The sequence below is a fragment of the Arthrobacter sp. TmT3-37 genome (assembly GCF_054510835.1).
Genome location: NZ_JBTNDU010000002.1, coordinates 283172 through 303059, shown reverse-complemented (window position 1 = coordinate 303059; position 19888 = coordinate 283172). Strand labels below are relative to the sequence as shown.

Annotated in this window: 14 protein-coding genes; 6 read left to right on the top strand and 8 right to left on the bottom strand. The window is 68.9% G+C overall.

Annotation, left to right across the window (positions count from 1 at the left end):
- Positions 1 to 194: 194 nt before the first annotated feature.
- The 4 genes from ACX80U_RS04195 to ACX80U_RS04180 all read left to right on the top strand — a co-directional run bounded on the left by ACX80U_RS04195 (position 195) and on the right by ACX80U_RS04180 (position 8436).
- Entirely contained in the window at positions 195 to 2255 is a 2061-nt protein-coding gene (locus tag ACX80U_RS04195; RefSeq protein ID WP_459267532.1) for a glycosyltransferase, read from the top strand.
- Positions 2252 to 4834 (top strand): OpgC domain-containing protein, encoded by a 2583-nt coding sequence (gene opgC / locus ACX80U_RS04190; protein ID WP_459267531.1) that lies wholly within the window; start codon positions 2252 to 2254, stop codon positions 4832 to 4834. Before ACX80U_RS04195 ends, opgC begins: the two co-directional genes overlap by 4 nt.
- A 327-nt stretch (positions 4835 to 5161) precedes the next feature.
- Positions 5162 to 5941, top strand: a complete 780-nt coding sequence (locus ACX80U_RS04185; RefSeq protein ID WP_133082660.1) for an HAD family hydrolase — start codon at positions 5162 to 5164, stop codon at positions 5939 to 5941.
- 14 nt (positions 5942 to 5955) lie between these two features.
- The gene (locus ACX80U_RS04180) at positions 5956 to 8436 is read left to right on the top strand and encodes a glycoside hydrolase family 65 protein (RefSeq protein WP_459267530.1); all 2481 of its coding nucleotides are present in this window, start codon (positions 5956 to 5958) and stop codon (positions 8434 to 8436) included.
- A gap of 344 nt (positions 8437 to 8780) precedes the next feature.
- Here ACX80U_RS04180 and ACX80U_RS04175 read toward each other — a convergent pair whose 3' ends face one another.
- The 5 genes from ACX80U_RS04175 to ACX80U_RS04155 form a co-directional block, all read right to left on the bottom strand.
- Complete coding sequence (locus ACX80U_RS04175; RefSeq protein ID WP_459267634.1) at positions 8781 to 9404, bottom strand: DnaJ family domain-containing protein; 624 nt, start codon at positions 9402 to 9404, stop codon at positions 8781 to 8783.
- A gap of 322 nt (positions 9405 to 9726) precedes the next feature.
- A complete protein-coding gene (locus ACX80U_RS04170) occupies positions 9727 to 11385 on the bottom strand; it encodes a glycoside hydrolase family 13 protein (RefSeq protein WP_459267633.1) in 1659 nt (552 codons plus the stop codon).
- Positions 11386 to 11501: 116 nt separating this feature from the next.
- Positions 11502 to 12407 (bottom strand): ABC transporter permease subunit, encoded by a 906-nt coding sequence (locus ACX80U_RS04165; RefSeq protein WP_133082657.1) that lies wholly within the window; start codon positions 12405 to 12407, stop codon positions 11502 to 11504.
- Positions 12407 to 13330: a carbohydrate ABC transporter permease gene (locus ACX80U_RS04160; RefSeq protein WP_459267529.1), complete on the bottom strand. Its 924-nt coding sequence runs from the start codon at positions 13328 to 13330 to the stop codon at positions 12407 to 12409. Before ACX80U_RS04160 ends, ACX80U_RS04165 begins: the two co-directional genes overlap by 1 nt.
- A 1-nt stretch (position 13331) precedes the next feature.
- Positions 13332 to 14615 carry an ABC transporter substrate-binding protein gene (locus tag ACX80U_RS04155; RefSeq protein WP_208739059.1) on the bottom strand — a complete coding sequence of 428 codons (1284 nt, stop codon included), beginning with the start codon at positions 14613 to 14615 and terminating at the stop codon, positions 13332 to 13334.
- 205 nt (positions 14616 to 14820) lie between these two features.
- Here ACX80U_RS04155 and ACX80U_RS04150 point away from each other — a divergent pair, with 205 nt between their 5' ends.
- Positions 14821 to 15960, top strand: coding sequence for an ROK family protein (locus tag ACX80U_RS04150; RefSeq protein WP_133082654.1), 1140 nt, complete (start codon positions 14821 to 14823; stop codon positions 15958 to 15960).
- Between the two features lie 52 nt (positions 15961 to 16012).
- A complete protein-coding gene (locus ACX80U_RS04145; RefSeq protein ID WP_459267528.1) occupies positions 16013 to 16678 on the top strand; it encodes an SDR family NAD(P)-dependent oxidoreductase in 666 nt (221 codons plus the stop codon).
- A 56-nt stretch (positions 16679 to 16734) separates the two neighbouring features.
- Here the strand turns inward: ACX80U_RS04145 and ACX80U_RS04140 are convergent, their stop codons facing one another.
- The 3 genes from ACX80U_RS04140 to ACX80U_RS04130 form a co-directional block, all read right to left on the bottom strand.
- Positions 16735 to 17571, bottom strand: a complete 837-nt coding sequence (locus ACX80U_RS04140) for a carbohydrate ABC transporter permease (protein WP_133082652.1) — start codon at positions 17569 to 17571, stop codon at positions 16735 to 16737.
- Positions 17565 to 18419, bottom strand: coding sequence for a carbohydrate ABC transporter permease (locus tag ACX80U_RS04135; RefSeq protein ID WP_459267527.1), 855 nt, complete (start codon positions 18417 to 18419; stop codon positions 17565 to 17567). The genes ACX80U_RS04140 and ACX80U_RS04135 overlap by 7 nt, the downstream gene beginning before the upstream one ends.
- Before the next feature lie 76 nt (positions 18420 to 18495).
- Positions 18496 to 19812 (bottom strand): ABC transporter substrate-binding protein, encoded by a 1317-nt coding sequence (locus ACX80U_RS04130; RefSeq protein WP_133082650.1) that lies wholly within the window; start codon positions 19810 to 19812, stop codon positions 18496 to 18498.
- Between the last annotated feature and the right edge of the window lie 76 nt (positions 19813 to 19888).

The following is a 19888-nucleotide window of genomic DNA, read 5'->3' as shown; positions in this document are numbered from 1 at the left end:
CGCGCAGGTATTGCTCAGTATTGCCGCAGCCTGCCCGTGGGCGCCGTCCGACGCGCGCTCTCGGGTACGTTGGATGCTGGCTTCATGGTCCCTCAGGGTCCGGTGATCTCCTGCGCTCATACCGATCCGGCGTAGGTGCACCACCGAAGCCCTGATCAGGTAGACCGAGAACAGAAGTGGAGCGTACTGGGCCGATGACGACACTGTCACCGAACGATCCGTCCGCAGACAGTGGTGGGGCCCCTCAGCGGGAAGCCTCGTCCGGTGGCCGGACGCTGCTGATCCGGGCCATCGTGCTCGTGACGGCCGTCCTCGGCCTCAACTACGTGGTGTGGCGGTGGCTGTACTCCATCAACTGGGACGCGTGGTGGATCGCCATCCCCCTGGTGCTGGCGGAGACCTATTCCCTCGTGGACTCCCTCCTGTTCGGCTTCACGGTGTGGAAGCTCAAGAAGCGCACTGCCCCCGAGCCTCCCGCCGGCCTCACCGTGGACGTCTTCATCACCACCTACAACGAGCCGCTGGACCTCGTCCTCACCACCGCCCGGGCCGCCAAGGACATCCGCTATCCGCACCGGACATGGATCCTCGACGACGGCAACCGGGCCGAGGTGCGGGCAGCGGCCGAGGCCGAGGGGATCGGCTGGATCACCCGGTCCGCGGACTGGAAGGACATGCCGCGGCACGCGAAGGCCGGCAACCTCAACAACGCGCTGGCCTCCACGGACGGCGAGTTCCTCCTGATCCTCGACGCCGACCAGATTCCCGACCCGCTCATCCTCGACAGGACCCTCGGGTACTTCACCAACGACAGGATGGCACTGGTCCAGACCCCGCAGGTCTTCATCAACGTGCCGGAGTCCGATCCCCTGGGCAGCCAGGCACCGCTCTTCTACGGCCCCATCCAGCAGGGCAAGGACGGGTGGAACGCAGCGTTCTTCTGCGGCTCGAACGCCACCATCCGGCGTGAGGCGCTCATGCAGCTCGGCGTCACGCGCTACGTCACGGAGATCGAACTCTCCCTGAACCGCGCGCTCAAGACCGCCGACCGGGTGATCGCGAAGGCCAAGAAGGGCCTCGACGCCGACAACCCGAGGATGTCGGATGCCCTGGACCTGGTGGCGAAGGACCTGCGCCGGGTACGCCGCAAGCTTCAGAAGGGGGACGGCATCTCCGAGGTCACCTACGAGTTCCAGCAGCGCGTGGAGCAGGTCAGCCGCGACCTCGTCTCCGCGGACATGGCTGCGCTCCACGAGGATCTCGCCTCCCTCGAGGAACTCGGCATCGAGGGCCTCGAAGGAGGGGCGCCGGGCACTCCCGACCTCGCCGTCGTGGACGCCGGCGCGCTCGACCAGCTCGCCCAGCGGTCCTGGTCGCCGCTGGCCGCGATCGACGCCGTCCGCCTCCTCATCGAGTCGGTCAACGCCGACCGCGGCGGTGAGGCGCAGGCCGTCATGCCGATGGCGACCATCTCCGTGACCGAGGACATGGCGACGTGCATGCGCCTCCACGGCCTCGGCTGGGAGACGGCCTACCACCACGAGAAGCTCGCCGACGGACTCGCTCCTGAGGACCTCAACTCCATGCTGACCCAGCGGCTCCGCTGGGCCCAGGGGACCATCCAGGTGATGTTCCGCGAGAACCCGTTCGCACAGAAGGGCCTCTCGATCGCCCAGCGGCTCATGTACGCGGCGACCATGTGGAGCTACCTCTCCGGCTTCGCCGCGGTCGTCTACATCGCCGCGCCCATCATCTACCTGATCTTCGGCATCCTGCCCGTCAGCTCCATCAGCACCGAGTTCTTCCTGCGGCTCATCCCCTTCCTCCTGGTCAACCAGCTGCTGTTCGCCGTCGTCGGCAAGGGCGTGAAGACCTGGCGTGGGCAGCAGTACTCGCTGGCGCTGTTCCCCGTCTGGATCCGTTCGATCACCTCGGCGTTCGGCAATGTCTACCTGGGCAAGAGCCTCGATTTCGCCGTGACGCCGAAGACCCTGCAGCAGGACAACCAGCTGCGGTGGGACCTCGTGAAGCCGCAACTGTGGGCCATGGGGCTGCTCGTGGCGGCGGTGGTCATCGGCATCATCCGGATGGCCGTGGGACAGGCGGACATCCTGGGGACCTCCGTCAACATCGTCTGGGTCCTCTTCGACCTCGTCATCTTCAGTGTCATCATCGAAGCCGTCCGCTACCGGGGATACGAGCACTACCAGTCGGACATCGCGACCGCCAAGGCCCGCCAGGAAGCGAAGGGATGACGGCCGCCGCCGGGAGCCGGGCGCTGATCCGCCTGGTCCTGCCGGTGGCACTGGTGCTGGGGTTCCTGGCCGGAGGCCTGCCCGCGCAGGCCGATGCCGCGGGCCTGCCCGCCACCACGCACGGCAGCGGCCAGGCGCCGGTCGAGGACCCGACAGCCCTCGCCGAGGGTCGCTACTTCGGCCCGGAGCTCGACTGGTCCGAGGACAACGCCCGCGCCTACGCCGACCGCACCGGGACGACGCCGTCGTTCTTCAGCCGTCCGATCCCCTACCCGCTCGACGCAGCGGCCGAGCGCGACCTCTTCGACCTCGCACGGCAGGAAGCACCCCTGGGTGCCGTCGCCGTCGTCACCCTCGAGCCGACGAAATCGCTCGACGAGCTGACCGGCGACGACGCCGCGCGTCTCGCCGACACGCTCGGCCGCATCGGCGACGAGTTCCGCACCGCCTTCTTCCTCCGCTTCGCACCCGAGATGAACGGCACCTGGCACGGCTGGGGCCAGCAGCCCGCCGGGTACGTCGACGCCTTCCGGTCCCTCGCCGGCGTCATCCACTCCGAGGTGCCGACCGCCGCCATGGTCTGGGCGCCGTCGTACGCGGCCGGCTACCCGTTCACCGAGGCGTACGGCGCCGTGGAGGGTCTCGCGTCCGGCGCCGTCACCGCCCTCGACACGAACGGCAACGGCCTGATCGACGGCGGCGACGACCCGTACGCGCCCTACTACCCGGGGGACGACGCCGTCGACTGGGTGGGCCTGTCCATGTACCACTTCGGCAGCTACGAGCAGGGCGCCACCACGAACGCGGACGGGACGCGCGAGTACTCCGGCGCGATCACCACCTCCGTGCTCCCGGAACCGGACAAGTTCGCAGACCAGCTCGCCGGCATTTACGGCGCGGCCCCGGGCGCTCCCCGTATCGATTTCGTGAAGGACTACGCCGCAGCGAAGGGCAAGCGGTTCCTCGTCCAGACCGCCGCACTCCACGATCCCGAGGATTCCGACAGCGCCCCTGAAGCGGACATCAAGCGCGCGTGGCTCGACCAGCTGTTCGACCCGGTGATCGCTGCGCGATATCCGGAGATCGGCATGGTGTCCTGGCTCGAGGCCGAGCGGGAGGAGCCGGAGGCGCAGGGCCACACCGTGGACTGGCGGCTCGGTGCGGACGAGGCGACGGTGGCGGCGCTGCGCGACACCCTCGGTGCGGCACCGGGTGTGCGGCTCGGGCCGATCACCCAGGTGGTCGACCAGGCGGATGCGAACGAATCGACCCGGCAGGTGTGGCAGGCAGGCGCCCCGGTCAGTGCCGTGATGGGCTGGCTCGTCGCCTGCGTCGTCGGGCTCTTCGCCCTGGTCCTCCTCGCCGGAGCAGCCGGGCGCTTCGTTCCGCACTGGCGGTATCCCGACGAGCACGCTTCCCGGGACGCCCGCATCGACCTGCTGCGTGGCTGGATCATCACCTCGGTGGTCGTCACCCACATCGAGGTCGCCGGGCCCTGGTCCTTCATCTCGCGCACCCTGATCGGGACCATCACCGGAGCGGAACTCTTCGTCCTGCTCTCCGGCGTCGTCCTCGGGATGGTGCACCCCATCGCCGTCCGGCGACGCGGGGCCGGCGCCGCCGCCAGGAGCACCACCCGACGGGCGGTGAAGCTCTACGTCACGGCCCTGGCCGTGGTCATCACCGTCTACCTGCTCTCCCTGGTGCCGTTCATCGACGCGTCGGTGCTGACCACCTTCACGGACCGCGGAACAGGCCAGGCCGGAACGGGAGCCGCGGGGCGCGTGTACGACCTGTACCCGAACGTCGCACGCCTGGTGGACTACCCGCCGCCCGCCTACGCGGTACGGGACCTGCTGCTCCTGAACATGGGGCCGTGGGCCTTCAACATCATGGGCCTCTACGTCGTGCTGACCCTGACGGTTCCACTGCTGGTCCTGCTGCTGCGGAAGAAGCTGTGGTGGCTGGTGCTGGCCATCAGCTGGGCACTCTACGCGGTCGACGCCGTGTTCTCGCTGCGGGTCCTGGACTCGCAGTTCCAGGACGTCTTCCCCCTGCTGACCTGGCAGGTCATCTTCGTCCACGGCGTCGTCCTCGGCTACCACCGCCGCTCGATCATCGACGCCCTCAGCACACGTCGCGGGAAGATCCTGGTGGGCGCCGCCACCGGCGCCTACGCCCTCGTGCTCGGTACCCTCTGGCTGAATTCCACGCTGGAACTCGGTCTGCCGTTCATCCCGGCCGGCTTCTACGAGACCCTGTACGAGTCCGCGTACGTGCGGGTGTTCCTGCAGCCCGGCAGGCTCCTGAACCTGGCCTTCTTCATCCTTGCCGCCCACGTGATCCTGACCGCGTTCTGGCGCCCCATCAACACGCTGACGGGCTGGCTGTACGTCCCGCTGGGGCGTGCGAGCCTGTACGTCTTCATCCTCCACGTGTTCTTCGTGCTCGCGGTGGCGAACATCCCGGGCCTCGACCGCACGGACGCCTGGCAGGGACTCCTGATCCACGCCGTCGTGACCCTCGTCATCTGGGTTCTGGTGAAGCGGAGGGTCCTCTTCGGGATCATCCCGAACTGACCCGCCCCCGCCCGGCCGCCCGGCGACTCTCCGGCCGGACGGAGGACCGTGGCGCTGACCGCGGGAAGTGCGCCGGTCCGGTCCCTCGTGGCTCCCGGGGGACCGTCCGTACCGGTAGACTGGAGGGGCTCCGCAGCACCGCTGCAGGATCATGAGCCCCCCGGGGCCGCTCGTCCCAGTTCTGGTCTCGCCGTCGACGACCCCGTCCGGCCGGCCCGTTTGCTCGGACATCTTCACCGGCTCCAGGACGTCGTCGCACCAGCGCCACCGATGTCGATCCGCACCGTGATGTCCATTCACGGCCCCCGCCCCACCAGTGAAGGCTCCATGACCTCCTTCCCCACCCCGGCACGCCTGTCGTCCCTCGGAGCGCTGCTGTTCGACCTCGACGGCGTGCTCACCCCGACCGCCGAGGTCCACATGCAGGCGTGGTCGCGGCTGTTCACTCCCTATCTGGAGGGGAAGCAGGTGGAGGGCTACACCGACGCGGACTACTTCGCCTCCATCGACGGCCGCCCCCGCTACGACGGCGTCCGGGCACTCCTGGCCTCCCGCGGCATCACACTGCCCGAGGGCCTCCCCGGGGACGCGCCCGAGCTGGAGACCGTCTGCGGGCTCGGCAACCGCAAGAACCGGGCCTTCAACGAGACCCTCGAGGAGGACGGCGTCGCACCCTATCCGGGGTCCCTCGCATTCCTCGACGCAGCCATCGCCGCCGGCGTCGCCGTCGCGGTCGTCACGAGCTCCCGCAACGGTGTCCCCGTCCTCGAGGCCGCCGGTCTCCGCGACCGCTTCGACGTCGTGGTCGACGGCGTCCTCGCGGCCGACCGGGAGATCGCCGGCAAGCCCGCTCCCGACACCTACCTCTACGCCGCAGACCTGCTGGGCCTCCCCGCCTCGGCGTGCGCAGTGGTCGAGGACGCACACTCCGGCGTCGCCGCCGGTCGGGCGGGTGCCTTCGGTCTCGTCATCGGCGTCGACCGGGGCGTCGGCGCCGACACCCTCCTCGCCCATGGCGCCGACACCGTCGTCGACGACCTCGCCGAACTCCTCCCCTTCCTCCCGACCCGGCCGGCCACCGCCGCCCCGGGCGCGCGTACCTCCTGACCAGGACATCCCTTATGAATCTCATCACCTCCGATCCACTGGACCGCAACCACTTCCCCGTGGACGAGTGGGCGCTCGTCGAGACGGAGTTCGACGTCGCCCTCCAGGGCCGTACCGAGACACTCTTTTCCGTCGGCAACGGCTATCTCGGCCTCCGCGGCAACGTGGACGAGGGCAGGGACGGGCACCACTACGGCACCTTCATCAACGGCTTCCACGAGACCTGGCCCATCCAGCACGCGGAGGAGGCCTTCGGTTTCGCCCGCGTCGGACAGACGATCGTCAACGTCCCCGACGCGCGGATCATCCGCCTGTACGTCGACGACGAGCCGTTCGTCCTGACGGAGGCCGACATCCTGCGCTACTCGCGGCGTCTCGGTTTCTCCGACGGGCTCCTGGTGCGCGAGCTCGAATGGCGCACGCCCTCCGGCAAGCGCGTCCTCGTCCGGACGCGCCGCCTCGTCTCCTTCACGGACCGCCACCTGGCCGTCGTCGACTACGAGGTGGAGATGCTGGACGCCGAGGCGTCCATCCTCATCTCGAGCCAGATCCTCAACCGCCAGGACGGCATCGACAAGGACCAGGTGAACCCCGTCGCGGAGAACACGTCCTTCGACCCCCGCAAGGCGGATGCGTTCAAGGATCGGGTGCTCCAGCCACGGCTCAAGCGCGTCGACGGTTCCCGCTACCTGCTCGGCTACCGCACCACCAACTCCTCGATGACCCTGGCCTGCGGTGTGGAACACGAGCTCGTCACGGACAACGAGTGGGACGAGCGGTCGCACATCGAGGACGACCTCGCCAAGCACGTCTACCGCGTGAAGGCGATGCCCGGCCGGCCCATCCGGCTCGTCAAGACCATCACCTACCACACCTCCCGCGGCGTGCCCGTCCGCGAACTCGCCGACCGCTGCGAGCGCACGCTCGACCGCGCCCGCGAGATCCCCCTCGAGCAGCAGTACCGGAAGCAGCGGGAGTGGCTGGCCGACTTCTGGTCGCGCTCCGACGTCGAGGTGGAGGGCCAGCCGGCCATCCAGCAGGCCGTGCGCTGGAACATCTTCCAGCTCGCCCAGGCCACGGCCCGCACCGACGGCGGCGGCATCGCAGCCAAGGGCGTGTCCGGCTCCGGGTACGGCGGCCACTACTTCTGGGACACCGAGGTCTACGTCCTCCCCTTCCTCAGCTACACCGCTCCCCTCGTCGCACGGAACGCACTCCGCTTCCGCCAGGCCATGCTCGAGCCGGCACGCTCGCGGGCGGCCGAACTCAATCAGCGTGGGGCGCTGTTCCCGTGGCGCACCATCAACGGTCAGGAATCCTCGGCCTACTACGCCGCAAGCACCGCCCAGTACCACATCGACGCCGACATCTCCCACGCGCTCATGCAGTACGTCGCCGCGACGGGCGACGAGGACTTCCTGGTCCGCGGGGCGATCGACATCCTCGTGGAGACCGCGCGGATGTGGGCCGACCTGGGCTTCTGGCGCAGCAACGGCGACGACAACTTCCACATCCACGGCGTCACGGGACCCGACGAGTACACGACCGTCGTCAACGACAACCTCTATACGAACGTCATGGCACGCGCCAACCTCAAGGCGGCGACGCGTTCCGTCGAATCGCTGCGGGCCGACGATCCAGTCGCCTACGAGCGGATGGTCGCACGCCTGAATTTGTCCGAGGACGAGATCTTCGAGTGGTCGCTCGCCGCCGAGAAGATGCACATCCCCTTCGACGAGCGCGCGGGCATCCATCCGCAGGACGCCGCGTTCCTGGAGAAGGAACTGTGGGACCTCGAGAACACGCCCGCGAGCAAGCGGCCCCTGCTGCTGCACTACCACCCGCTGGTGATCTACCGCTTCCAGGTCCTCAAGCAGGCCGACGTCGTCCTCGCGCTCCTCCTGCAGGGCCACGAGTTCACCGCGGAGCAGAAGCGCGCCGACTTCGAGTACTACGAGGCCCTCACGACCGGCGACTCGACCCTCTCCGCGGTGGTCCAGTCGATCATCGCCGCCGAGGTCGGGTACCAGGACCTGGCGATGAGGTACTTCCAGTCGGCCCTGTTCGTGGACCTCGCCGATCTGCACCGCAACACCTCGGACGGCATCCACGTCGCATCGACCGGAGGCGTGTGGAGTGCCCTCACCTACGGGTTCGGTGGCATGCGCGACCACGGCGGCCGCATCACCTTCGACCCGCGCCTCCCCGAGGGCTGGACCCGCATGAGTTTCCGTGTGACCCTGCACGGGACACGCCTGCGCGCGGAGGTCACCCAGCAGGCCATGACGCTGACGGTCGAATCCGGTGGAAGCGCGACGGTCTCCGTCCGCAGCCAGGTCGTGCATGTCGAGGCCGGCAGTCCCGTCACCGTCCACCTCAGCCACCAGGGCCCGCGCCTGACCGGCGCTCCGACCACGAGTGACATCGAGGGGACGCGGCGGGCGGACGGCACGCTGGTGACCGCGTCGATGCCGACCGTCACCGTCAGGCCGTGACAGCACTCCTGCGGCACGCCGTGGCGTGAGCCCCGGGCGAGGCTGCGGCCACGCACGGCGGGGGTTGCTGCCACGCCGTCGGGCAGGGACGCGGGCCACGCACGGCTGGGGATGCGGCCACGCCGTCGTCCGGCTCAGGCCGGCGCCAGTCACGTCTGATCGGTGCCCGTCAGGTCGAAGCCGGCGACCGTAATGTCTGATCGGTGCCCCTCAGGTGGGAGCCACCGATTGCCAGGTCGAAGCCGGCGACCGTCGGGCCGGAGCCGGCGACCGTCAGGCGTGCGCGTCGACAGCGGATCTGGTCGCGATCGGCGTCGTCCCGTGGTGACCGTCCCCGGCGCGGCTCAGCTGGAGCCGCGCAAGATGCGCCGCCAGAAGGACACCCTCTGCGGTTCCGGCGGCGCGGCCGCCTCCGCCGCGAGGCGCGCTGCGGCCCGGCGTTCGCGCCACCGCTCCACCTCGGCGTCGACGTCACGCAGTTTCGTGATGACGGGCGGCCCGCCGAGGAGCTGGCGCCTCGCGTCGATGACGCGGTAGTTGAAGTCCTCGAGGACCTCGCGCACCTGCCGCTCGGTGTACTGGCGGTCGAGGCGGTCGTCGAGCTCAGCGTCCTCCGTGCGGAGCAGGATGGCCCGCGGTCCGAGCCCGGTGATGTTCTCGCGCTGGATGAGTCCCTTGACCCACCAGTCCGGATCGTGTGCTTCCCCCAGGCCGGGGATCGGCTTGCCGGCAAGAGCCAGGTCGTCGAACTCCCCGCGGGCCACGGCCCGGTCGACGATCAGGCGTGCCCGCCGGACCTCGTCCTCCCCCGTGCGCAGCGGGGCCATCTCCCCGTTCGGTGCGTCGCCGTCGTCGTTCTGGCGTTCCAGCTCGGCGAGTGCATCGCTCGCATCGCCTCCGCCACTCCGGGCAGCCCGGTACTGGGCCGCCTTGCGCAGCCTCTCCTCGTGCTCCTGGGACCCGCTGATGCCGCTGCCCTCCGCCTCGCTCGTGCCGGTCCTCCAAGTATTCCGACGGGGCCGAGGGGCCCGCAACCGATTCTCCTGCGGACGAACGGCCTCGCGCCGCGGGGTCGCACGCGCGACGGCGCGGGTTCGTGCACGCGTTCCGACGGCTCCGCCCCGTTCCCACGGCGTGTCCCGTCGCGACACGCAGCTTTTGGGTCGATACGCGTGCACGAAGCCGCAGCCCAGGGGTCGAAACGCGTGCACGAAGCCGCAGCCCGGCCACCGGAGCGCCGGGAACGACGACGGCGGGCGCCGTGAGGGGCCCGCCGTCGGACAGCAGGTACTAGACGAGCCAGGCCGTCGTGTCCCCCGGCAACCGGCCGTCGACGAGGGGCGAGCTGCTCAGCACCACCCTGCCGGCGGGCAGGTCCACCGGCGACGACCCGAAGTTCGTGACGCAGTGCCATCCGCCGGGACGCGTGAAGTGCAGGACGTCGGCGGAGGGCGTTGCCACCCAGTCGAAGTCCTCCTCGCCCTGCCGTTCGCGCCGCAGTTCCAGGGCACGGCGGTAGAAGCTGAGGTTGGAGGCCGGATCGCCCTCCTGCACCTCGACGGCGTATTCGCCGAACCACTCCGGCTGCGGCAGGTGCGCGCCGCCGAACCCGAAGCCGAAGGACTCGCCGTCCCTGGTCCACGGCAGCGGCACGCGGCAGCCGTCACGGCCGACGTCGACGCCCGTGTTGCGGAAGAACGTCGGGTCCTGGCGGTCCTCGGCGGCGATGTCGGCGACCTCGTGCAGTCCGAGCTCCTCGCCCTGGTACACGTAGGCGGAGCCCGGCAGTGCCAGCATGAGCTGCGTGACCGCGCGGGCGCGGCGTTCGCCGAGGTCGCGGTCCAGGGCCGGCTCGGTGCCACCGCTCAGGAGCCAGGCCGATCCGTCCTGGCCGCCCTGCCCGCCCTGCCCGGGCTTGCTCCTGCTGTCGGGGTCGGCCGGCGGGAGCCCGTAGCGCGTGGCGTGGCGGACGACGTCGTGGTTGGAGAACACCCAGGTCGACGACGCGCCGGAGGAGGTCGCCTCGACGAGGTTCCTGGTGATGATGTCGCGGAACTGGCCCGGGTTCCAGTCGGCCTTGAGGAGATCGAAGTTGAACGCCTGGCCGAGCCCTTCCGGGCTGGCGTAGCGGGCGCGGCGCTCGGCATGGACCCAGGCCTCGGCCACGGCCGTGCGCGGCGGCGTGTACTCGTTGAACACCGCACGCCATTCGGCGAAGACCTCGTGGACCTCGTCGCGGTCCCAGAACGGGTGCCGGCCGTTGTGGTTCTCGTCCTCGGCGCCGAGATCGGCCTTCGAGGGCAGGGGTTCGGTCATGTCCTTGGTGAGGGCGTGGGCCACGTCGACGCGGAAGCCGTCGACACCGCGGTCGGACCAGAAGCGCAGGGTCTTCAGGAAGTCGTCGCGTACCTCGCGGTTGTCCCAGTTCAGGTCGGGCTGCTCCCGGGCGAAGATGTGCATGTACCACTGGCCGTCCGCGGTCCGCTCCCAGGCGGGTCCGCCGAACACGGAGTCCCAGTCCGACGGCGGCTCGTCGCCGTTCGGACCCTTGCCGTCGCGGAAGATGTAGCGGGCCCGCGCGGCCGACCCCTTCGGCGCTGCCAGTGCCTCCCGGAACCAGGCGTGCCGGTCGGAGGTGTGGTTGGGGACGATGTCGGCGATGAGCTTGATGCCGGCCTCGTGCAGCGCGGCCACCATCTCGTCGAAGTCCTCGAGGGTGCCGAGCTTGGGGTCGACGTCGCGGTAGTCGTCGACGTCGTACCCGCCGTCAGCCAGTGCGGAGGGGTAGAACGGGCTCAGCCAGACGGCGTCGATGCCCAGGGACCTGAGGTACGGGATCCGGGACGTGATGCCCTTCAGGTCACCGATGCCGTCACCGTCGGAGTCGGCGAAGCTGCGCGGGTAGATCTGGTAGACGGCGGCCTGGCGCCACCAGGAGGGGTCCTGCATGCGCTCGGCGAGCGCATCGGCGGAGAGCCCGGACGTGGCGTCGACGGCCGAGTCGACCTCGGGGTTGACGGTGGAAGTCACGAAGGTGTCCCTTTCGAGGAGTGGGGATGTGGACGTTACTTGGAGGATCCGCGCATCACGCCGGAGATGACCCAGCGCTGCGCGAAGAGGTACACGATCAACAACGGTGCCATCGCCATGAGGTAGGACGCGAATGCCACCGAGTAGTTGGTGTTGAATTGCCCCTGGAAGATGAACTGTGCCAGTGGCAGCGTCTGCGCCGACGGGTCGGAGAGGATGACCAGCGGCAGCATGAAGTCGTTCCACGCCCAGAGGCAGGTGAGGATGCCGACGGTCGCGTTCATGGGGCCGAGGAGCGGGAAGATGATCCGCCAGAAGACGGTCCAGGTGGTGGCACCGTCGGTGAGCGCTGCCTCCTCGAGTTCGAGCGGGATGGACCGGATGTAGGCGACGTACACGAAGATGTTGAACGAGAGCCCGTACACCGTATAGAGCAGGATCAGGCCCAGCTGGTTGTCGAGCCCGAAGATCGCCGTCTGCTTGACCACCGGCAGCATGATGATGGGGAACGGCACGAACAGGGCTGCGATGAAGTAGAAGTACAGCCCCTTGAAGAACCTGCGGTGCATGTTCCTCGCGATCGCGTAGGCGACCATCGAGTTGGTGACGAGGGTCAGCAGCACCGTGCCCACGGTGACCAGCCCGGTGTTGAGCAGGGCCCGCGGGAAGCTGGTCAGGGTCCAGGCGTCGGCGAAGTTCTCCCAGCGGGCGGTCGTCGGCAGACCGAAACCGGTGCCGCCGAGCTGGTCGGGCGTCTTCAGGGCCGTGACCACGGTGAGGTAGAGCGGAACGAGCACCGTCAGGGCGCACACGGCGACGAGGGCCGTCAGCCACCAGTTCACGCGGCGACGATCCGGTCGGTAGGCGCGTTCGACGACGTCGTCGCCGTCGGGGCGGTCGGTGGCCACGCGGCGCACCGCGGAGGAGGATGTGGCGGTCATCAGAACGAGGCCTCCCTGCGCTGCAGGATCCGCAGCTGGATGAATGAGATGGCGATGATCACGAAGAGGTAGAGGACGGCGTTGGCGGTCTGGTAGCCGTACTCGCCGCCCTGGAAGCCGCCCCGGTAGATGAGCAGCGAGATCGATTCGGTGGACGTCCCGGGGCCGCCGGCGGTCAGCGAGATGATCTGGTCGAAGACCTGCAGGAAGTTCTTGAGGCTGAGCACCATGTTGATGGTGAAGAACGCGCCGATCATCGGGAACGTGATGGACGTGAACTGCTTCCAGGGCGAGGCTCCGTCCAGGGACGCCGCTTCGTAGAGCTCGCCCGGGATGGTCTGCAGCCCGGCCAGGTAGATGATGATGTTGAAGGCCGCGGCCTGCCAGACGGACAGGATGACGACGCCGATCCAGGCGGTGTCGGGGCTCGCCAGGATGCTCGTGGTCAGAGATGTGATGCCGAGTGCGTCGGCGATCGCCGGGACCGAGTTCGAGAAGAGGTAGTTGAACACGTACCCGACGATCAGGATGGACAGGATGTTCGGGATGAAGAAGACGCCCCGGAATCCGGTCTTGAAGCGGATGCGTCCGTTGAGCGCGATGGCGACGGCGAGGGCGATGATGTTCACCGCCACCGTGGACACGATCGCGAACAGGAACGTGAAGCCGTAGGCGCCGTAGATGCGGTCGTCGCCGAAGAGGTTGGCGTAGTTCCGCAGGCCCACGAAGGACCATTCGCCGTAGCCCGCGTAGTTCGTGAGGCTGAAGAACATCCCGGTGAGGAGGGGCACGGTGTGGAACACGGCGAACAGGGCGAGGGCGGGGAGCACCATCAGGTAGAAGACCCGCGGCACGCGCCGTTCCCCGCGGAGTGCCGTCGGCGGCGGGCCCGGGCGCGCCGGGCTGCTGACTGGTGTGCTCATGTCAGTCCTTCTCGTTCGGGATGGTCCGAGCTGCGATCTTGCTCCACTCGCGGTCCAGGGTGGCCAGGAAGTCCTCGGTCCGTCCGCCGAGCACGAGTTCCTGCAGGTACTGGGGCAGCGGCAGGCTCGCGGGGAGCTGGTGGTCGATGAAGCCGATGATCCGGTTGTCGTCGAAGTACGGGGCGAGGCCGGCAAGCGCCGGGTCCGTGGTCTCGGCGCCGGTCGCCAGCGGGGAGAAGGCGCTCTGCTCCTGTGCGTACCGCTCGACGACCTCGGGTGACATCAGGAACTCGACGAACCTCCTCGCCTCCGCCGGGTGGTCCGTGTCCCGTCCGATGGACACACCGACGTCGACGCCGGACACGACGACGGTGTCCTCCGGGGAGTTGGTCGCCGGATAGGGGAAGGAACCGATGTTCACGTCGGGGTCGACGGCCCGGATGGCGGGGATGGCGTAGCTGCCCTGCAGGTACATCGCGGACTCCCCCGTCGCGAAGGCGGCGTTCCCGGCGTTGTAGTCCCGGCCTGCGGCGTCGTCCTGGCCGAACGCGTAGAGCGCCGTCAGCTTCTCCATCGCTTCCGGGTAGTCCTTGGAGAACGACACCTCACCGGACTGCACGTCCGGCCCCTGGGCACGGAGCCGGTCGAAGAAACCCTCCGGCTGGAGCGCACCGCCGAGGTTCACGAAGGCGGGGCCCACCGTCCAGGCGTCCTTGATCGTGGTGTAGAAGGGTGTGACGCCTGCGGCCTCGAAGGTCCGCGCCGCGTCCAGCAGTTCGTCCCAGGTGGTCGGCACCTCGACGCCGTACTGCTCGAAGAGGTCCCTGTTGTACAGGATGCCGCTCGCATTGCTCGAGAACGGGACCGCGTTCACCTCGTCGCCGCAGGATCCGAGGTCGCGGATGATGTCGCTGACCGCCGGCCGGACCTGCTCGACGACGGGCAGGTCCGAGAGGTCCGCGAAGACACAGGCCTTCGCGAGGTCGCCGTAGCGCCCGTTGCCGTTGAGGGTGAGGACATCGGGGGTCTTGTCCTTGACCAGGAGGGTCCGGATGGCGGTGTCGGCGTCCGGCACGTGGTTCTGCACCACCCGGATGCCCGGGTTGGCGGCCTCGAACTCGTCGATGATGGCGCTGAAGTTCGCGACCGCTTCGGGTTTGAACTGGAAGAAATCGAGCGTGACGACGTCGTCCTGGGCTGCGCATCCCGGGAGGACCAGCGCGAGGGCCGCCGCTCCTGCCGCGCATCGGACGGCGCGCCTCGCGCGGCCGTGGGGTTGCTTCACAACTGGCTCTCCTTCGTGCTGTGTGAGGGCGTGCCGTGTCCACGTCCGTGTCGAACTGGGCACTGGTTATTTTTACGACAGAAATAAGAGCGGTGTCAACCATTCCACTCACGCGACATCCGGAGCGTCCGCAGGAGTATCCGCACCGAAAAGCCAGGCCATTAGCGATACTCTGAAAATAAGTACCCCCTGCGAACGGAACATCATGGACGCGGTCACCTCGCTCGCACCCTCCAGCCCGGCCCGGGCGCTCGCGCGCGAAGTCCTTATCCGCGGACCCATCTCCCGTGCCGACCTCGCGGCCCGCCTCGGCCTGTCGGTCGCCAGCCTCACGCGGCTGAGCAAGCCCCTCCTCGATGCGGGCGTCCTCCGGGAGTCGGACGAGGTCGCGGCCGCGGCCATCGGGAGGCCCGTCCGCCCGCTCGAGGTCAGTCCGGACGCGCACCGGTTCGTGGGCGTCAAACTGACCGGCGACACCGCGTCCGCGGTCGCCACGAACCTCAAGGCCGATGTCGTCGGGTCGAGCGAGGCGGCGCTGCCGGGCCACGCCGTCGGGGAGGTGATCGACGCCATCGTCGACGCCGTGGCCGACCTCGGGCCCCTGGCGGGATTCAGTGGTATCGGCATCAGCATCGGCGGCAAGGTGGACTCCGGTGCGGAGGTGCTGCGCGCCCCGTTCCTCGGGTGGCGCGACGTGCCCCTCGCCGCACTCGTGCAGGAGCGGACCGGGCTGCCGGTCGCCGTCGAGAACGACGTCGTGGCCCTCACGATCGCGGAGCAGTGGTTCGGCGCGGGGCGCGGGGAGAAGGACTTCGCCGTCCTGACGGTCGGCGCCGGCGTGGGCTACGGGCTGGTGATCAACGACGCCGTCATCTCGCCGCCCGATGCCGGGCTCGGCCTCGTGGGGCACTATCCGCTCGACCCCTCCGGGCCACGGTGCATGGAGGGCCACCGCGGGTGCTCCTCCGCCGTGCTGACCATTCCCGCCATCTGCTCCCAGTTCGCCGCCTCCACCGGCGAGCAGCGGACCTACGACGAGATCCTCGGGCTCGCCGGGGAGGGCCACCCCGTGGCCGCCGCCGTCGTCGGCGCGGCGGGAGAGGCGCTGGGCCTCCTGGTGTCGGCGGTCGCGAACCTGACGATGGTGGAGCTCGTCGTGCTGTCCGGTGAGGGCATGGACCTGGCGGACGTCGCAGCCGAGGCACTGCGGGCCTCGATCGACTACCACCGCGACCCGGAAGCGGCGCCCATCCGGCTGAGCCGCCAGCCGTCGGACTTCGCCCAGTGGGCGCGCGGGGCTGCCGCCGTCGTCATCCAGCGCACCATCCTCGGGACGCTCCGCTGAGAAAATCAGCTCACGTCGGAATGATGGGGCGGCCCGGCTCCTTGCACGGAGTATGACAACTCTCGCGATCATCGGAGCAGGACGCGGCCTCGGGGCCGCTGTGGCACGGCGTTTCGGAGCGGAGGGATTCTCCGTGGCCCTCATCTCCCGGAGCCAGGGCAAGGTGGACGCCCTCGCCGAGGACCTCGGCACGGAGGGCATCCAGGCCCGCGGTTTCGCGGCGGACGTCCGGAACCCCGAATCCATCGCCGCAGCCCTCGAGGCCGCCACCGAGACACTGGGCCCCATCGAGGTGCTGCAGTACAGCCCCCTGCCGCAGAAGGACTTCATGCGGCCCGTCCTCGAGACGACACCGGCCGACCTCAGGGGCCCGGTGGAGTTCTCCATCTACGGCCCCGTCGCCGCGGTGCACCAGGTACTGCCCGGTATGAGGTTCCTCGGCGGGAACCGTGGCACCATCCTGTTCGTCAACGGCGGGTCCGCGGTCAAGCCCGGCCGCGGTGTCACCGGCACCTCGGTGGCCTTCGCGGGCCAGGCGGCCTACGCCCAGCTGCTGCACGAGGTGCTCGGCGAGGAGGGGATCCACGTCTCGCAGCTCATCATCGGCGGCCGCATCATCGAGGGCGACCCGGAGAAGGACCCGGCCGTCCTCGCCGGCGTGCTCTGGGACCTCCATGCCCGACGGGACACCTTCCGCCGGCAGATCAGCACCGACTGACCGGACCGGTCGGGTCGGTGCAGGCACCCCGGTCCTCGCGGACAGGACCGGGGTGCCTACTTCCCGACGCCGTCCGCGAGTCCGCGGACGAAGTACTTCTGGGTGAGGAAGAAGAGCAGGATCACCGGGACGGCGGCGATCGTCATGCCGGCGAACACCACGGGGTATTCGGTCCCGTGCTTGCTCATCAGGTTGGTCAGCCCGATCGGCAGGGTCTGCAGGTCTCCCCCGCTGGTGAACACCATGGCGAACAGGTATTCGTTCCAGGTGAAGAGGATGTTCAGGATCACGCTGGACACGAGGATCGGCTTGCACATGGGCAGCACGATGCTCCAGAAGGCCCTGGCCTTGCCGGCCCCGTCCACCGCTGCCGCCTCGTCGATCTCGACCGGCAGGTCCACCATGTAGGCGCGGATCAGGAAGGTCGTGAACGGGATCCGGAACGCCACGTAGAGGATCAGGAGCGCCCAGAACGTGTTGTAGAGCCCGAGCGCCTGGAACATCCTGACGAGCGGGATCAGCGCGACGGCGGGAGCGAGCATCAGGCCGCCGAGGATCAGGGCGAGGACCGTCCGGCTGAACGGGATCTGCATCCGCGTGAGCCCGTACGCCGCCCAGGCGCTGATGAAGACGGTGGCGATGGTCGCCGTGACGGTGACGAGGATGCTGGTCATCAGATAGCTGCTGACACCGCGGTTCCACGCCTTCGCGTAGTTCTCCCAGGTGAACTGCAGCGGCAGCGCGAAGGGGTTGCCGAACAGCTCGCTGTTGGTCTTGAACCCGTTCAGGACCATCCACAGCAGCGGATAGATCACGACGACGGCAAGGGCCAGCAGGAACGACGCGACGAAGGTCCGCGCGACGACGCCGAGGACACTCGTTCGGGTCACCATTCGACTCTCCTCTTCCGTGTGATGGCCAGCTGCAGGAGCGCGACGCCCAGGGTCAGGACGAAGATCACCGTCGCGATGGCGGCTGCGTAGCCGAAGTCGTTGCGGCCGAAGCCCATCCGGTAGAGCCATGACACGAGGACCTGGCTGGAGTTGTTGGGGCCTCCGCTGGTCATCACCATGACCTCGTTGAACACCTGGAACGCGCCCGAGAGCGTGACGATGATCATCAGGCCGGTCATCTCACGCGTCAGCGGGACGGTGACCTGGAGGAACCTCCGGATCGGGCCGACGCCGTCGAGCGACGCGGCGTCGTAGAGGTCCTGCGGGATGCGCTGGATGGCGATCGCGAACAGCAGCGTGGAGTAGCCGAAGCCCTGCCACTGGCTCATTGCGATCACGGCCCAGATCGCGGTGCCCTCCTGCCCCAGCCAGGCCTGCGTCAGCCCATCCAGTCCGACGCCCCTCAGCAGCGCGTTCAGGATGCCCAGTTCCGGCTCGTACACGAAGTAGAACAGCAGCCCGGCGACCGTCAGGGAGATGGCGGACGGCACGAAGTAGACGGCCCGCAGTGCGCGGCGCCACCGCTCGGACCGGAGGCCCTCCACCAGCGCGGCGAGGAGCAGCGCGCCGAAGACCTGGCAGACGAGGGAGACCGCCGCGTAGGCCGTGTTGTTGAGCAGCGCCCGCCAGAACACGGGGTCGCCGGCCAGCTTCTCGTAGTTGGCCAGCCCCACGAAGGAGGAGCCGCCCGCGTAGATGTCCCACTTCATGACGCTGTACTGCAGGTTCTGGAGCAGGGGCAGGTAGACGAAGACGCCCAGCACCAGGAGCGCGGGAGCGACCCACACCCAACCGCGTGGCCTGCGGGGCCGCCGCGCCCCTGCGTCGACGGTTCGTGGAAGCAGGGGCGCGGCGGGTGCGGTGCTACTCGGCGCTGTCTGAAGCGGCGCGGACATTGCTCAGAACCTCTTCGGGAGTCTCGGATCCGGACACCAGCGCCTCGCCGCCGGCAAGCCAGGCGTCCGCGACATCGGGGACGGTGACGGCGTCGAGCCACCCGAGGAGGTAGCTGGCCTCGTTGAGCTTCGCGACACCCTCGACGACGGCCGGGCTCGCCGTGGATGCGGAGACGGCACCGACGATCGTACTGGGCTGGCTGAAGGGGGCTCCGGCGAGCGTCTCCGCGTTGGCCTTGCTGGTCGCGAACTTGAGGAAGTCGACGGCGAGCGCCTGGCGGGGGGACCTCGCGTTGACCATCATGCCCTCGGGTGATCCCTCGAGCGCGGCCGGATCGCCCTCGGCCCCCTCGGGGGCGGGCAGGGCGAAGATGCCGAAGTCCTCGGCGGTGATCTCCGAGCCGTCCGTGACCACCGAGTCGAACTCCAGGATCTCCTGGAAGTACATGGCTGCCTGGCCGGCGGACTGCGCCTGCTGCGCCGTGGAGTACAGCACCCCGTTGGAGTCGGTGCCCGTGGCCGTGCAGTCCCGCACCACCGTCTGGAACTCCTCGAGCGACTTCGCGTAGCCGGGGTGGTCCCAGCTGGCCGTCGCGGGGACGAAGTCCTTCTCGAGCACGTCCCGGGGCACGTTGTAGGCGAAGAGCTGCTGGAGGAAGTGCAGGCCGGGCCAGCCGTCCTTGTTCCCGAAGGCGAGCGGCTCCACGCCCTGCGCCTCCAGCTTCGGGCAGGCTGCGATCAGCTCCTCGAAGGTGGTGGGGACGGCGACGCCGGCCGCCTCGAAGATGCTCTTGTTGTAGCCCATGAACTTGCCGTTGTTGTAGAGGGGGACGGCGTAGTACTTGCCGTCCTGCGCGAAGGCATCGAGCGACGCTGCCCCGAACGTCGAGCCCCAGTCCGAATCGGGCGAGAGCACGTCGCTGAGGTCGGTGGCCAACCCGCCCTCGATGAACTTGTCGGCGTAGTCTCCGGTCCAGGAGAAGTAGATGTCCGGCAGTGCCGAGGAGGCCACCAGGGTCTTGGTCTTGTCCTTGATGCTCTGGTCGGTCTCCTGGATGATCTCGAAGTCCACGTCCGGGTGCAGCGCCGTGTACTCGGCTGCGAGGTCCTCGAAGTAGGGCGACAGCGGCTCGCCGCCGAACTTCGTGAGGATCGACAGCGTCCCCTCGTACTCGGGCGCGGCCGTGAGGTCTGCCGCCTCGACATCGGTCCCGCCTCCACAGGCCGTGAGGCCCATCAGTGCCGCGGCGGACACCGCACATACTCTCCGTCGGACGTTCTTCATGGCCGAGCCTCCTTGATTGACCGGGACGTGCCCGGAAGCCTCCGCTGCGGTGGGGAGCAGCTGCCCGGTGGGCCTG

Excerpts from the sequence above, each read along its gene's own strand:
- ACX80U_RS04195 (WP_459267532.1), top strand. The coding sequence starts at position 195 with ATGACGACACTGTCACCGAACGATCCGTCCGCAGACAGTGGTGGGGCC.
- opgC (WP_459267531.1), top strand. The coding sequence starts at position 2,252 with ATGACGGCCGCCGCCGGGAGCCGGGCGCTGATCCGCCTGGTCCTGCCG.
- ACX80U_RS04185 (WP_133082660.1), top strand. The coding sequence starts at position 5,162 with ATGACCTCCTTCCCCACCCCGGCACGCCTGTCGTCCCTCGGAGCGCTG.
- ACX80U_RS04180 (WP_459267530.1), top strand. The coding sequence starts at position 5,956 with ATGAATCTCATCACCTCCGATCCACTGGACCGCAACCACTTCCCCGTG.
- ACX80U_RS04170 (WP_459267633.1), bottom strand. The coding sequence starts at position 11,385 with ATGCAGGACCCCTCCTGGTGGCGCCAGGCCGCCGTCTACCAGATCTAC.
- ACX80U_RS04165 (WP_133082657.1), bottom strand. The coding sequence starts at position 12,407 with ATGACCGCCACATCCTCCTCCGCGGTGCGCCGCGTGGCCACCGACCGC.
- ACX80U_RS04160 (WP_459267529.1), bottom strand. The coding sequence starts at position 13,330 with ATGAGCACACCAGTCAGCAGCCCGGCGCGCCCGGGCCCGCCGCCGACG.
- ACX80U_RS04150 (WP_133082654.1), top strand. The coding sequence starts at position 14,821 with ATGGACGCGGTCACCTCGCTCGCACCCTCCAGCCCGGCCCGGGCGCTC.
- ACX80U_RS04145 (WP_459267528.1), top strand. The coding sequence starts at position 16,013 with ATGACAACTCTCGCGATCATCGGAGCAGGACGCGGCCTCGGGGCCGCT.
- ACX80U_RS04140 (WP_133082652.1), bottom strand. The coding sequence starts at position 17,571 with ATGGTGACCCGAACGAGTGTCCTCGGCGTCGTCGCGCGGACCTTCGTC.
- ACX80U_RS04130 (WP_133082650.1), bottom strand. The coding sequence starts at position 19,812 with ATGAAGAACGTCCGACGGAGAGTATGTGCGGTGTCCGCCGCGGCACTG.